This is a genomic window from Streptomyces sp. NPDC006259 (assembly GCF_042870975.1).
Classification (GTDB): domain Bacteria; phylum Actinomycetota; class Actinomycetes; order Streptomycetales; family Streptomycetaceae; genus Streptomyces.
Genome location: NZ_JBIAHY010000005.1, coordinates 477,379 through 490,199, shown reverse-complemented (window position 1 = coordinate 490,199; position 12,821 = coordinate 477,379). Strand labels below are relative to the sequence as shown.

General features: G+C 69.9%; 10 protein-coding genes and 1 pseudogene. 8 read left to right on the top strand and 3 right to left on the bottom strand.

Annotated elements, in window-relative coordinates; translation table 11 throughout:
- Positions 1–354 precede the first annotated feature (354 nt).
- Positions 355–546, bottom strand: coding sequence for a hypothetical protein (locus tag ACFYO5_RS22860; protein ID WP_388711487.1), 192 nt, complete (start codon positions 544–546; stop codon positions 355–357).
- Between the two features lie 210 nt (positions 547–756).
- Here ACFYO5_RS22860 and ACFYO5_RS22855 point away from each other — a divergent pair.
- The 3 genes and pseudogenes from ACFYO5_RS22855 to ACFYO5_RS22845 form a co-directional block, all read left to right on the top strand.
- Positions 757–966, top strand: a pseudogene (locus tag ACFYO5_RS22855) (helix-turn-helix domain-containing protein); the annotation flags it as partial.
- 93 nt (positions 967–1,059) lie between these two features.
- Positions 1,060–3,282, top strand: a complete 2,223-nt coding sequence (locus ACFYO5_RS22850; protein ID WP_388712331.1) for a hypothetical protein — start codon at positions 1,060–1,062, stop codon at positions 3,280–3,282.
- A gap of 473 nt (positions 3,283–3,755) precedes the next feature.
- Entirely contained in the window at positions 3,756–4,955 is a 1,200-nt protein-coding gene (locus tag ACFYO5_RS22845; protein WP_388711484.1) for a PP2C family protein-serine/threonine phosphatase, read from the top strand.
- Between the two features lie 279 nt (positions 4,956–5,234).
- On the opposite strand, the gene ACFYO5_RS22840 is transcribed toward ACFYO5_RS22845, so the two are convergent.
- Complete coding sequence (locus tag ACFYO5_RS22840) at positions 5,235–6,374, bottom strand: PucR family transcriptional regulator (RefSeq protein WP_388711481.1); 1,140 nt, start codon at positions 6,372–6,374, stop codon at positions 5,235–5,237.
- A gap of 87 nt (positions 6,375–6,461) precedes the next feature.
- Between ACFYO5_RS22840 and ACFYO5_RS22835 the strand changes: the two genes are divergently transcribed.
- From ACFYO5_RS22835 to ACFYO5_RS22825, 3 genes are all read left to right on the top strand, one after another.
- Positions 6,462–7,517 carry a ferredoxin reductase gene (locus tag ACFYO5_RS22835; protein WP_388711479.1) on the top strand — a complete coding sequence of 352 codons (1,056 nt, stop codon included), beginning with the start codon at positions 6,462–6,464 and terminating at the stop codon, positions 7,515–7,517.
- A gap of 7 nt (positions 7,518–7,524) precedes the next feature.
- Positions 7,525–8,643, top strand: a complete 1,119-nt coding sequence (locus ACFYO5_RS22830) for a fatty acid desaturase family protein (RefSeq protein ID WP_388711476.1) — start codon at positions 7,525–7,527, stop codon at positions 8,641–8,643.
- A gap of 1,067 nt (positions 8,644–9,710) precedes the next feature.
- Positions 9,711–10,175, top strand: coding sequence for a hypothetical protein (locus tag ACFYO5_RS22825; protein WP_388711473.1), 465 nt, complete (start codon positions 9,711–9,713; stop codon positions 10,173–10,175).
- 110 nt (positions 10,176–10,285) lie between these two features.
- On the opposite strand, the gene ACFYO5_RS22820 is transcribed toward ACFYO5_RS22825, so the two are convergent.
- A complete protein-coding gene (locus tag ACFYO5_RS22820; RefSeq protein WP_356565562.1) occupies positions 10,286–10,603 on the bottom strand; it encodes a hypothetical protein in 318 nt (105 codons plus the stop codon).
- Between the two features lie 365 nt (positions 10,604–10,968).
- On the opposite strand from ACFYO5_RS22820, the gene ACFYO5_RS22815 reads away from it, so the two are divergent.
- Both ACFYO5_RS22815 and ACFYO5_RS22810 read left to right on the top strand, forming a co-directional pair.
- Positions 10,969–11,253 (top strand): hypothetical protein, encoded by a 285-nt coding sequence (locus ACFYO5_RS22815; RefSeq protein WP_351220599.1) that lies wholly within the window; start codon positions 10,969–10,971, stop codon positions 11,251–11,253.
- 1,346 nt (positions 11,254–12,599) lie between these two features.
- Positions 12,600–12,803 carry an MbtH family protein gene (locus ACFYO5_RS22810; RefSeq protein ID WP_356565566.1) on the top strand — a complete coding sequence of 68 codons (204 nt, stop codon included), beginning with the start codon at positions 12,600–12,602 and terminating at the stop codon, positions 12,801–12,803.
- The last annotated feature ends 18 nt before the right edge of the window (positions 12,804–12,821 follow it).

Genomic DNA, 12,821 nt, shown 5'->3' with positions numbered 1-12,821 from the left:
CTGAGGTTCCTCCGGACTCGTGGTTGCTTCACCAGGTCAGACGGGTCGGATCTACGAAACTCATCGCCATCGGACGGAGTTGTCCGAAAAACTTTCGGCGGGGTGCGCGGCATGCGGTCGTGCAGCCGATGAGTGCCCGCCCGGTCGGTGGGTCCGAGCCGGTATGGATACCGTGGAGATCAACTGCGGTCCGCTCCCCTCCCCCGGGGCTGGGCCGTACCTCTGTGAGCCGGCCGTGTCGCCGACGGCTCATCCTCGACGCGGCGATCGTCGTCTGCGACGTCTCCTCCGGGCGGCCAACGCAGATCGCGCGGAGCCAACCCGCCCTTCAGGCCCCGGCGCCGGACCGATCGTCTACGGCTTCGTGTCGTCGATGAGCGCGTTCAGCTTGTCGAGAACCCACAGCGCCACGACGGCGGTGGCGAGCGGACCGACGCCCGGAGCATGGCTCGCGATGGTTTCGGCGACGGTTCCGGCGCTCGTGCCGGCCGCCGCGGCGCCGCCGCACAGGACGGCTTGGCGCAGGGTGAACGGTTTACGGCTCATGGCGTCTCCTGAGGCCTTGAGGGAACGGCTGATCTGCCGCGGCTCCAGCCAAGGCGAACCTGCGGTGTGCACGGCAGAACATCGAACGCCGTATGCGCATCAGGGCGGTTGACCTGGCCGAACGGACGAGGACCACGCCGTGTTCAGTGAACTGGGTGAACAGCGCGGTTGCCACCGATACGCTGCCCGCGAGGATGCGAGGGGGCTCGGATGAGTGCATCGGAGGGCCCAGCAGGGTGCCACGGCGACCTTGTGGCCCTGCTGAAGCGGTTACGTCATGACGCGGGTGAGCCGTCGTTGCGGACGATCGGGAAGAGGGCGGGAGTGTCGCCCGCGCATCTGAGCGGCATCTTCAGCGGGAGCAAACTCCCCAGCCCGGAGACGGCGCAGGCGATCGCACGGGCATTGGAGGCCAAGGCCGATGTCCGGCGGAAAGCGTACGAGTACGCCGAGCGTGCGGCTGCGGATCGGCCCCCGAGCCGGACGGTCGGGCGGGATCGCGAGGCAGTCCTCGTGGAGGAGGAGCGCTCCCCGCTGGGGGACTACCTCGCCGATGTCTGCCGCCACGCAGAACCCTCCGCGCCTTACGTCGCCCAGTCCGTGGTGAGCTGGCAGGACGGGCGTCCTGCCGACCGTTCGACGGCCCGGCCGGCGAGCGCCGCCGTCTTCACCGCCGGACCGCTCGTGGTGCTGCTCGGCGATCCCGGTGGCGGCAAGACCGAGCTGCTACGACGTCACCAGCTCGACGTCTGCCGCCAGTGGGAGGCCGGAGTCCGGTCCGGTGCGCTGCCGGTCCGTGTCCCGGCCCCGTCGTTCGGTGACGAGCACCTCGCGCAACCGTTCCTCGCCCACGCGCCGGCGCCCGGCGCCCACTGGCTGGTCCTGCTCGACGGCCTCGACGAGATCACCAACGCCCAAGCACGCCGGAACGTGCTGCGGGACGCGGTCCGATGGGTCGCGGAACGGCCGGACACCCACCGCCTTGTGGTCGCCACGCGGCAGCTGTCCGAGCAGGAGCGGAGTGATCTGGAGGAGGCGGCGCCCGTCTGCTTCCAACTTCTGCGGTTCGAAGCGGGTGACGTCCGGGAACTGGCCGCGGCGCGGCTCGGCCCGGACAAGGTCGACGGCCTCATGGCTGCGATCGACGAGGCCGGTCTCGCCGACCTGGTCGAGCTGCCCATGATCGGTGCCCTCGTCTGCCAGCTGTACAAGGCCCATCCGGACCGGCCTCTGGGCAGCACCCGTGGGGCCGTGTACGACGACGTCGTCACCCTGCTGATGACGCCCACGCCGTCCACCGGCACCCGGCCGGAGCATCATGCGGGCACACCGGGCGAGACCTGGGCACCGGCCTGGTTCGACCCCTCGGTCGCGGAGCGCGTCGTCGCCCTGTCCACGATGTCACCCGCAAAACTTCGTACGTTGCTGACGCGGGTGGCCGACCGTCGGCGGAGGAGCAGCCCTGCCTGTTCGGTCACGGACGTCCTGCTGGAGGAACCACTCACCGAGTCGCCGGCCGGAGTGCCGGACGGGCGGTGGAAAAAACAGCTCGTCGCGTGCCTCCGGCGCAGCGGGGTTCTTCAGCAGCGGGGCGAGGAGTTGGAGTTCGCGCACCGCACGTACGAGGAGTTCCTGGCCGCCTGTGCTGTCTGTGATGCCCGGGAGGACGGCGTGGCGGAGCTGCGCCGCGTCCTCCGCACTCACCGGCGGCGGCACTGGCCGTGGCGGCCGGTTCCCGGCTACCAGCCAGGGGGCGGCTGGGGCCGGCGGATCTGGTCGGCCGCCGTCGCCGATGGCGAGAACATGTCCTACCTCGGTTTCCTCATCGACCGGCTCACCGATGCCGCTGCGGCGGATCTCGACGAGCTGCCGTCGTCCGCCGGCATCAGCGGCTGCACATTCCTCGCCGCACAGAAACGGCTCGGCACCTACCTCCCGGCCTCGGTGCAGGCGCCGGCGGTGGAGAAGCTCAAGCGGGCCATCAAGGTCGGCGGACGGGCCCGGTTCGGGGCCTCGATCGACATCGACACGGTGAACGAGCTGGATCCGGGCTCCGTACCGCTGGCCGAGACCCTCGCCGCTCTGGCGATCGACGATTCCCGGGTCGACGCGGCCGACGCGCTGCTCGCCTTCGCCGAGAGCAGGTCCGAGGGCCTGGCGGCGCTGCGGGAACTGGCCCGCTCGCCGCGGCTGACCAGTCTGCAGGGCCGGGTGGCGGCCGCGACGGCGATGGTCCGCGCCGACGACGAGAGCGGCCTCGACCTGATCGTGGACCTGGCGTCCGATCCGGGGCGGGACGACGACGTCCGGCTGAGCATCGTTCGGCAGCTCACCCATCTGCACCGGCCACTCGGCCTCACCCTTCTCGACAGCTGGATCGACGCCCGGGCCGGAGGCGAGTTGTGGTTCAAGGCGGCGCTCATGGCGGTCGAGATCGAGGAGGCGTACGGCGTGGCGCGGATGAAGGCCATCGCCGACGATCCCGCCTGCCCTACCCGGACGCGGATCAACGCGGCCTACGTGATGACGCTCCACCGTGATCCCCGGGGCGCGGAGGACCTCCTGCGCTTCGCCCGCGATCCTGACGTGGAAGAGCGCCTGCGCGTGGCGACGGTGCACACGCTGGCCAAGGTCGGCCATCCGTCGGCAGGGCCGGTCCGCGACGAGCTGGTCCAGGACCCGAACCTGAGCAAGCGGGGTCGGAAGTCCCTGCGCCGGCTGCCCTCGGCCCCGTAGCGGTGACGGTCGAGGGGGCAGCCGTCGGCGTCGGTCAGGCCGGTGGCGTCGAGGACTGCCGACGGGCGAGGTCTGCGGCGCCACGTGGACCACGGCGACCGGGCCGGGCTCGCCGTAGCTGTCCCACCGGACGGGGCCACGCCGTCCAGCTCGAGCACCAGGTGGTGCCCGCCGGAGCGCACCGGCCTCCGGCGACCCCACGATGTGTGCTGGGCGCACGTAGTAGGTTGCCGATGAAGACCGTCGACATGACTGCACCCGCCAAAGGGGCCGGGGCCGGCTGGTCGCGCCGATGGTTCCTCCTTCGGGCTCCTGTAGGTGCCGGTCGCGCATGTTTCGTCGGCTCACGAACGAACCCCCTGTGATCTCGCGCTTATGGGGAATGGGTCATAGCGGAAGTGCGGAAGTGCGGAGTGCGGAAGGGTGGAAGGGCGGGATGTCGGCTTGACGGGTCCTGGGTTGCGGAGGCGGGTATGACGGCGCAGGACTTGGCACGGGCGCTGGCCGGGCTGTTGGAGGCCAGTCACGCGGCGCCCTTCGAGCAGCTGCCGCGCCTGCTCGACACCGCGGCGAAGGAGGCCGGCGTGGGCGGTGCGCGGCTGTTCGTGGCGGACCTTCAGGAGGAAGTGCTGCGCGAGGTCACCGGCATCGGCCTGAGCGCGGGCGAAGGCGGCGAGGAGTACCGGATCGAGGGCACGCTGCCGGGCCGTGCCTACCAGCTCACCGAGATCAAGGTGCCGGCGCGCGGCGGGGTGTGCTGGGTGCCGGTGCGCGACGGCGCCGAGCGCCTGGGTGTCCTGCTCGTCGAGTCCGGCCCCGGCGACGGGGACAAGCCCGATGAGGACGTGGTGCGGGCGCTGGCGTCGGTGGCCGGGCTGCTGCTGGTCTCCAAACGGGCCAACAGCGACTCCCACGCCCGGCTGATCCGCACCCGGCCGATGGGGGTGTCGGCGGAGCTGCAGTGGACGCTGATGCCGCCGAGGACCTTCTCCGACCAGCGGGTCACGGTGAGCGCCTTCATGGAACCGGCCTACCAGGTGGCCGGGGACGCCTTCGAGTACGCGATGGCTGATGACACCCTGCACCTGGCGGTCTTCGACGCGATGGGCCACGACACCTCCGCCGGCCTGACCGCGGCCCTGTCGATGTCCACCTGCCGCAGCCACCGCCGCGCCGGCGCCACCATCCCCCAGGCCAGCGAGGCCATCGAGAGCACCCTGGTCGAGCAGTTCGGGCACAGCCGCTACACCACCGGCATCCTCGCCGACCTGGAACTGAACACCGGCAAGTTCAGCTGGGTCAACCGCGGCCACCCGCTGCCGGTGCTCATCCGCGGCGGCCGCTGGGCCAGCACGCTGCACTGCCCGCCGGCCGGGCCGATGGGCAGCGGGCTCGACCTGCCGATCAGACAGTGCACGGAGCAGCTGGAGCCCGGCGACCGGCTGCTGATGTTCACCGACGGCATCACCGAAGCCCGCGACAGCGACGGCCGGGAGTTCGGCGTGGAGCGCTTCACGGACTTCATCATCCGCCACCACGCCGACAGCCTCCCCGTCGACGAGACCCTGCGCCGTCTCATGCACGCCGTCATGGACTACCACCAGGGACAGCTGGAGGACGACGCCACCGTGCTGTTCTGCGAGTGGCACGGTCCGGACGCCTCGGTGAGGTGAGCGGGGCGGGACTGTCCGAGCCGTCGCAGCCTGGGCGCCGCCGGTCGACCCGGCCCGTGCGGGTCGCGGAGCCCTCTACGTCCGGAGCGCGGCTACCAGGGTGGGCCACAGGTCGATGACCTGGTCCGACCCGACGAGTTTCATGGTCAGCGGAGATGTGTCAGGGATGCCGCTGAGGCGCAGCCGGCCCTGCCCCGGACCGCTCGCCGGCGCGGTCGTGGACGGTCGACGTACGACCGTCGAAGCGCGACTGTCGAAGTACGCCTGTCGAAGTACGCGTCAGCCGACCCGGAGCCCGACCGCCAGCGTCAGTTCGAGGACCCGCTGTGGCGATGCGAGATCCGGAAACAGCCCCCGCAGCTGGGACATCCGGTACCGGACGGTCTGGGGATGGACGAACAAGGCCGCCGCCACCTCGTCCCGCCTGCCCTGGTGCAGCAGCCACGCCCGCAACGTCTCCTCCAGCCGCCGCGCGGTCGCGGCGGGCACGGTCCGCAACGGTGCGAGGGCTCGGTCACGCAGGTCTGCGAACGCGTCCACGTCGGCGCTCAGCACCAGCTCGGGCAGGTGTTCCTCGGTGTCGCGAATATCGGAGGAGAGGGAGCGCGCGCGTACCGCTCGGGCGTACGAGTCGGACGCACGAGTCCATGGCCGGGCCGGGCCGACCACTGCGGTGCGGTCGGTCAGCTGCCTCAAGAGATGTGATCGGTCGGCATCGGGGACGAGCAGCACGCCGAAGGCGTCCGGCAGATCGTCGAGGACGAGGCTGCTCGGGTCGAGCGCGCGGTAGGCAGGCCGGGCCTGGGCGGCGGGCAGCAGGACCGCGGTCAGCGAAACCGGAGGCTGCCACCCGGCCCGTTGAGCGGAGGCCAGCAGCACGTCCGGGCTCGCGCCGGCGAGGAGGTCGCGGGCCAGGTGTTCCAGGTGGCGCTCGTGGTCCCTGCCGCGCGCGGCCAGTTCGTCGGCGTGGCCCGCGGCGCTCGCGGCGGAGAGCTCGTCGATGTAGGCGAACGTCAGCTCGGCGAACTTGGCGACCTCGGCGGCGGGCAGACCTGCGGGTACGGCGCCCGCCGCCAGACATCGCCAGGCCACGCGGGCGCCCACGCGGTAGGCGCTGAGCAGGGCGTCCATCGAACGGCCGTCGCGCACCTCGCCCCGGCCCAGCTCGTAGGCTGCGTCACCGGCGTCGACGCCTCGGGTCTTTCCGCTCGCGAGATCCAGGTAGTGGCCCAGGGCGGTGCGGACGGCTCGACGGATGGTGCCGCCCATGTTGCCCGAAAGGGCGTTGGCGTAGGGAGGGACCTCGTCGATGATCGCCTGGACGACCTCGTCGGCGGTCGTCTTCAGCGCCGCCCGAAGTGCGGTGACCGTCGTCTCATCCAGGGCCAGTTCGCTGGCCCTCTGGATTGCATGGCTCACGTTTCTATTCCCTGCGAACAATTCAGCCAGCCAGATTCACGTCCTACGGTCAGGACTTTACGCCTTGAGGCGCAGCAAGCTGGAGTCATGACGAGTACAGCCCTCCGCAGCAGGGCGTGGAAACTGCTGGAGATGGTCACGACGCCGCTGCTGCCGTCGGACTACCTCGACCTGGTCAGCCCGCTGCGCGCGGGCGCCGACCTGCGTGGGCGCATCGAGGCCGTGCTCCCCGAGACGAGTGACGCCGCGACCGTCGTGATCAGGCCGGGACGGGGCTGGCGCGGCCACACGGCCGGTCAGTACGTGCGGATCGGGGTCGACGTCGACGGGGTGCGCCTGTGGCGTGCCTACTCGGTCACCTCGCCGACGAACCGCCGGGACGGCCGCGTCACGATCACCGTGAAGGCCATCCCGGACGGCAAGGTCAGCAACCACCTGGTCCGCAGGGTGAAACCGGGCACGCTGATCCAGCTCGACCAGGCGGCCGGTGACTTCGTGCTGCCGGAGGCCAGGCCCGCCAAGGTGCTCTACCTGACGGCCGGCAGCGGCATCACGCCCGTGATGGGCATGCTGCGCGACATCGAGTTCGACGACGTCGTCATGGTCCACTGCGCGCCCCAGCCGCAGGACGTGATCTTCCGCGACGAGCTGCACGACCTGGTCGCGGACAAGAAGCTGCGTCTGACCGAGGTGCACACCGACACGGACGGCATGCTCGACATCGCCCGTCTCGACGAACTCGTGCCCGACTGGGCCGAGCGTGAGACCTGGGCCTGCGGGCCCGCGGGCCTGCTCGACGCCGCCGAGAAGCACTGGACCGAGCATGGCGTCCAAGAGCGCCTGCACACCGAACGCTTCCGCCCCAGCATCGTCGTCGCCGGCGACGGCGGCGAGGTGACGTTCAGCGCCACCGGCAAGACCGTCGACGCGGACGGCGCCACGCCGTTGCTGGACGTCGGCGAGGAGGCCGGCGTGCTCATGCCGTCCGGGTGCCGCATGGGCATCTGCTTCGGCTGCGTCTCGCCGCTCAAGGCGGGCGCCGTCCGCGACCTGCGCACCGGCGAGATCACCGAGGCCGAGCCGGGCGTCCTCATCCAGACCTGTGTGTCCGCCGCGGCGGGCCCCTGCGACATCGAACGGTAGGAGCAACTTGACCGCCATCGACCCCACCGCCCACCTGACCGCGGAGCAGATCGAGGAGCTCGGCCGCGAGCTGGACGCGATCCGCGACGAGGTGATCGCCGGCCGCGGCGAGAAGGACGCCGCCTACATCCGCAAGGTCATCTCGGCGCAGCGCAAGCTCGAGCTGGTCAGCAGGGGCGTGCTGCTGTTCTCGATCTTCCCGCCAGCGTGGCTGATCGGCACCGCCGGTCTGTCCGTGGCGAAGATCATGGACAACATGGAGATCGGCCACAACATCCTGCACGGCCAGTGGGACTGGATGCGGGACCCGAAGATCCACTCCACGACCTGGGACTGGGATCACGTCTCGCCGGCCGAGCAGTGGAAGCACTCGCACAACGAGCTGCACCACACGTACACCAACGTGATCGGCAAGGACAACGACCTCGGCTACGGCATCATGCGCGTCGACGAGGACCAGAAGTGGCACCCGTTCCACCTCGGCCAGCCGCTGTGGAACTTCCTCAACGCCTGCTTCTTCGAGTACGGCATCGCGGCGTACGACCTGGAACTCGGCAAGAACCTGAACAAGCGCCGCCGCAAGAATCCGGAGTTCCGCGCGCGGGCCAGGGCCGTGGGCCGCAAGATCCGCAAGCAGGTGCTCAAGGACTACGTGATCCACCCGCTGCTGTCGGGCCCGTCCTTCCTCACCACGCTCGGCGCCACGTTCACCGCCAACCTGGTCCGCAACCTGTGGACCCACTCGGTGATCATGTGCGGGCACTTCCCGGAGGGCGTGCAGGTCTTCGAGCGCCGGTCGATCAAGGGCGAGACGCGCGGCCAGTGGTACCTGCGCCAGATGATGGGCTCGGCGAACATCAGCGGCAGCAAGGCCATGCACTTCATGACCGGCAACCTGTCCCACCAGATCGAGCACCACCTTTTCCCGGACCTGCCGAGCAACCGGTACGCCGAGGTCGCGGTCAAGGTGCGCGCGCTGTTCGAGAAGTACGAGCTGGAGTACGTCACCGGCCCGCTGCCCAAGCAGGTGTTCTCCGCCTGGCACAAGGTCTTCCGGCTCTCGCTGCCGAACAAGAAGCCCAAGGTCGAGACCCCGGACCGCGAGCGGGAACTCGTCGCCGCCTGACTCTCACCATCGGTTCAGCGCTCTCTGCCGTACCGGTGCGACGCCTCGGCCGGGACCTGTCGCACGGCTCCCCGGCCCGGCGCCGGCGGTCCACGGCGACCACGCGGCCGCGGCGCGCCGTCGGATCGGGTTCGCCCGTACAAGAGGGTGCTCGATCGCCCACAGACGGAACTGGGTGACCGTGGACACCTCCCGGCCCCAGGCGCCGTCTTCACCGTGCGGCCCGTGTTCGTCCCGCCGGCGCCACCACGGGTACGCCGCGCGGTCGTTCGCGGTCGCGTCACGCCAACTGCACTCGCTCGCGCGCACCACGACGAGTCGAAGAACGTGCGCAGATCACGAGGTGGGCAGCCTGCGTTGTTCCACGACGACGACACCGGCCACACCGAGGAGTACCGGTTCAGCTCGACGTCGTACTCGCCCTTCGGCCTGGGCGGGAACGGCTGCCCCTCCGGTGCTCCCCCTCGTCCAGCCACTCATCGAGTCCGGCGAACAGCGAGGCGAACTCTCGCAGGAACGGCGTCACTTCGCCTGGTCGCCGCGCTCCCTGCGAGGGAAGTGCACCCGCCATCCCGTGATCGACATGGCGCGGACCGTATCCCACGGACGGTTCGACAGCGCACGGCCCAAGGGGGACGGGTGGCGGGGCCTGGTGCTCGTCGACGCGGGCCGAACAGTGCGGCACTCACGGCGGGGCACGGGCCCGGCGCCTTCGTTCCCGGAGATCGGAGCGATCACTGATCGGACGGATACATCCGATCGACTGACCGACCCCTCAAAGGGACACGGACCGGCCCTGGAAGTATGATTTCACAGAGAACTCCCTGAGCCGGAGTCCTCGAAAACGGCCCATCACAGTCGGCCAACGACCCGCGAATTCACCCGGCGTTCATGGACGTGACGAACGGGCCGCACGCGGGATTCCTCAAGGCATGTGCCGGCCACACTTTCGGACCGCATGGTCACGCATCGCAAGTTGGCAGACTGGCGAACTGATCGGCTTTGTTCACCCCTGTACGGGTTGGAAGGTCATCATGCGTAATCGAATGGCACTAGCATCCGCAGCAGTGATAGCGGCTCTGGCCGGGAGCATTCCTGCGTCTTCAGCGGCCACAGCCACGCCGCCTTCCGAGATCGGAACCCTCAGTCGTACGGCGCCTGGCCTGCCCCTCCCCGCCGCGTCGATCGTCCCCGGCAGTTTCACAGCGCAGCAGTCAGGGGACAACTGGACCATCAAGTTCTCACGTACCCTCAACTTCTCCTCGTTCGAGATCAGCAATCAGTTCCCCTTCCAGGCATGGGCCGAACTGTGGGAGCAGGACGATTCCGATGACGACTTCATCGGCCGTACTCGCGCCTCCAACGTTTCGCCCGTTTCCGGTACCACGCTGACTGCCACGTTCAGGAAAACAAGCGATCAATTGGACACCGAGTTGGGCGGCGAGGAGATCTACGTGAAGGCCCTTTTGAAGAATCTGGAGACCGGTGCCGTCTTCCAGGTGGCGACACAACGCATCCAGATCTCGCCCTGAGGATCAACTGGGCGCACGTCGCCTTCCCGACCGCATGCGGCTGCCCCGAACCGTTGTCGACACGAGCATGTCGACGACGGTTGGGGGCAGCCCGCTGCTCAGCGTGCGGTTCAGAAGTCGATACAGACCGGGCCCTGGTTGACGTTGACCAGGCCGACCTGGGTGACGGCGGCGTTGCAGTCGAAGCTCACGTCGTCGCCACCGCCCTTGGTCTCACCGGCCTCGTCGAGAGGGCCGAAGTCGATGCAGACCGGGCCCTGGTTGACGTTCACCGCTCCGAGCTGCGTGGTGAAGTCGTTGCACTGCCCGTAGGGCGCCGGCCCTTCGCCCCGCTCGGAGTGGTCGTTGGCCGAGGCGATGCCGGGACCGGCCATCACCGCGGCAGCGGCAAGAGCAACGCCCGCGAAGGTCTTACGGAAGGACAGCATGGTGTATCTCCAGGAAGTGGAGGTCAGGGACACAGCAAACTCCACCAGCGTCCGCCTCCACCCGCATGCCGTGATACGCCACTTGGACTGCTGGACGCCCCGAAGCGCTTCCTCGACCCGGCGCCGGCGGCGGTGACGGCCTGGCACGCGGCGCCGCGCCGCTCACGAGGGGCTCGAGAACGGGACCGGTGCTGTTGTCAGCAGCTCGGGGGGACGGGACTCGGCCAAGTGGGCACCTCGCCTGGCGGGCGCCGCCGGTCACCTTCAGTCTGAGTTCGGTAGCCCGCGGCCGCGGAGACATCCGTGTCCTGTCCTCCAGCCGTCGGCTGCCCGCACCCGCATCCCCCGACGCGAGAAGAGCCGTCATGCCCAGAGCTGCTACGACCAAGGTGACGCAACCCGTTACGGACGACAGCATCAAGGTGCGCCAGCTCAGTCACTACCAGTTCAGCTGGGTCGCCGGTGAGCCCGCTGCCCGGGGCACGCTCACCCTGCAACTCGTGCTGGACGAAGGTGCCTGGGAGGAGGTGCTGACCGTCGATGCCGACGACGCCGACGTGCTGCAGGACCTCCTGCGCAGCACACCGACCGTGCACTATGACGTCAGCCGCCGGACCTTGATGTTCGGTGTTACCGCCGTCGGCACCTGACAGGCAACGCCCGCCCGTCACCGCAGGACGCCTGGGTCGCCGTTGGCAATGCAGGACTCATGGTTTGGCAATGGATGCCCATCCACCGTGCCGGGTGACGGGTGCCCCTACGTCGCGCACCAGCTGGCGCGTCATGCGCACCCCGGCCCCCGACGTACGCGATCCGGACTAGGACGACGAGGGCCTGCCGGGTCGCACCGTCGTGAAAGAGGGCGAGGGCGAGGATTTCGGGGTAGGCGGCCAGGTCGCGGGCAAGGCAGGCCCGAGCACCGTTCGTGTCGTCAACGGCAGGATGCTCCGGCCTGAGACTCCAGGACGCCCGCCCAGAACGGCCGCTGCGCTCAGAGCCGCCTCCGTCTCGTGCGGGCCTTCTACGCACGGCCGGACCGTCCCACAGAACCCCTCCCGACCGCCCTCGGGCACGGTACCGCTCCCGGCCGCCGTCGGGCACGGTACCGCTCCGCGGCCCGGAGGTCGGCCGCCCATCTGTCGGCGTGTGTGCGGGGTGCCGGAGGCCGCTCGTCAGCGTGTGCGGGGCCCGTCGGCGCACCCCGCGCCTGGACCGGGCCCGGCCCTTCTCGCCCACCTTCGCGGGGCGGCACGCCGCCGAACTCCAGGTTCCCGCTCGACGGTCGCCACGCCGCCCGAGGACACGGAAGGAAGGCGCCCCCCTGTCCTCGGGCCCGTGGAAGGGTGGCGTCCCGCAGCGCGTGCGAAGGCTCACCCGGTACGGGACGCATCGAGTGGCGGGCCGCTGACGGCAAGGACTTCACGCCTAGCAGGAGCCGGCGCCGAGGGCACCGACGCGCCCGGGGGGGCAGCTTCGCTCCGGCTGTCACCGACCTCTTATGGGCCCCGCCGGCGAATGCCTCCTATCCGCCCAATCCTTGATTCAACGGACTACCGGAGTAATTGCCATACTCTATCGGCGCGAACCAATGCGACCCATGCTGTCGGAATGGAACGCATGGGGGGCGGTAGTTCGGCCGTGGTCTCGGGGTCCGCACGTATCCGGTGCTCGCCGGTCTCCGAGTGCGGGAGCGGCCCGGTTGCCTTGACGGTGCCGAGGCGGCCGGCCGCTTCCGGGCCTCACGCGAAGGATAACTCGGTGGTGAGGATCCGCACGAGAGTTCCGTCTTCACGGCCTCCCGCGGCGCGAGCGCCCGCCGTACCCGTCGCCCCCGTAGCCGTCTACCCGGCGCCCGTCTCCCCCGTACCCGTCTCCCCCGTACCCGTCTCCCCCGCACCCGTCTCCCCGCGTCCACGGCCGCGACGCCCGGCATGACGACCGCAGGGGCACGACCAGCAGCGAACCACCCCCGTATCCCGCCGAACCGGAGGAACCCATGGACGGCGACACCCAGTCCTATGTGGTCGTACTCAACGACGAGGAGCAGTACTCGATCTGGCCCGCCGACCGCGACCTGCCCCTCGGCTGGCGCAGCGGCGGCGTCAGCGGTTCCAAGGCGGAATGCCTGGCCCACATCAACGAGGCCTGGACGGACATGCGCCCGCTGAGTCTGCGCCGAGCCGCGCAGGAAGCTGTTTAAGCCACCCACTCTCAGCAG

What these genes read in the sequence shown, in the direction of transcription:
- ACFYO5_RS22860 (WP_388711487.1), bottom strand. Translation starts at nt 546, where the DNA reads ATGAGCCGTAAACCGTTCACCCTGCGCCAAGCCGTCCTGTGCGGCGGC.
- ACFYO5_RS22845 (WP_388711484.1), top strand. Translation starts at nt 3,756, where the DNA reads ATGACGGCGCAGGACTTGGCACGGGCGCTGGCCGGGCTGTTGGAGGCC.
- ACFYO5_RS22835 (WP_388711479.1), top strand. Translation starts at nt 6,462, where the DNA reads ATGACGAGTACAGCCCTCCGCAGCAGGGCGTGGAAACTGCTGGAGATG.
- ACFYO5_RS22820 (WP_356565562.1), bottom strand. Translation starts at nt 10,603, where the DNA reads ATGCTGTCCTTCCGTAAGACCTTCGCGGGCGTTGCTCTTGCCGCTGCC.
- ACFYO5_RS22815 (WP_351220599.1), top strand. Translation starts at nt 10,969, where the DNA reads ATGCCCAGAGCTGCTACGACCAAGGTGACGCAACCCGTTACGGACGAC.
- ACFYO5_RS22810 (WP_356565566.1), top strand. Translation starts at nt 12,600, where the DNA reads ATGGACGGCGACACCCAGTCCTATGTGGTCGTACTCAACGACGAGGAG.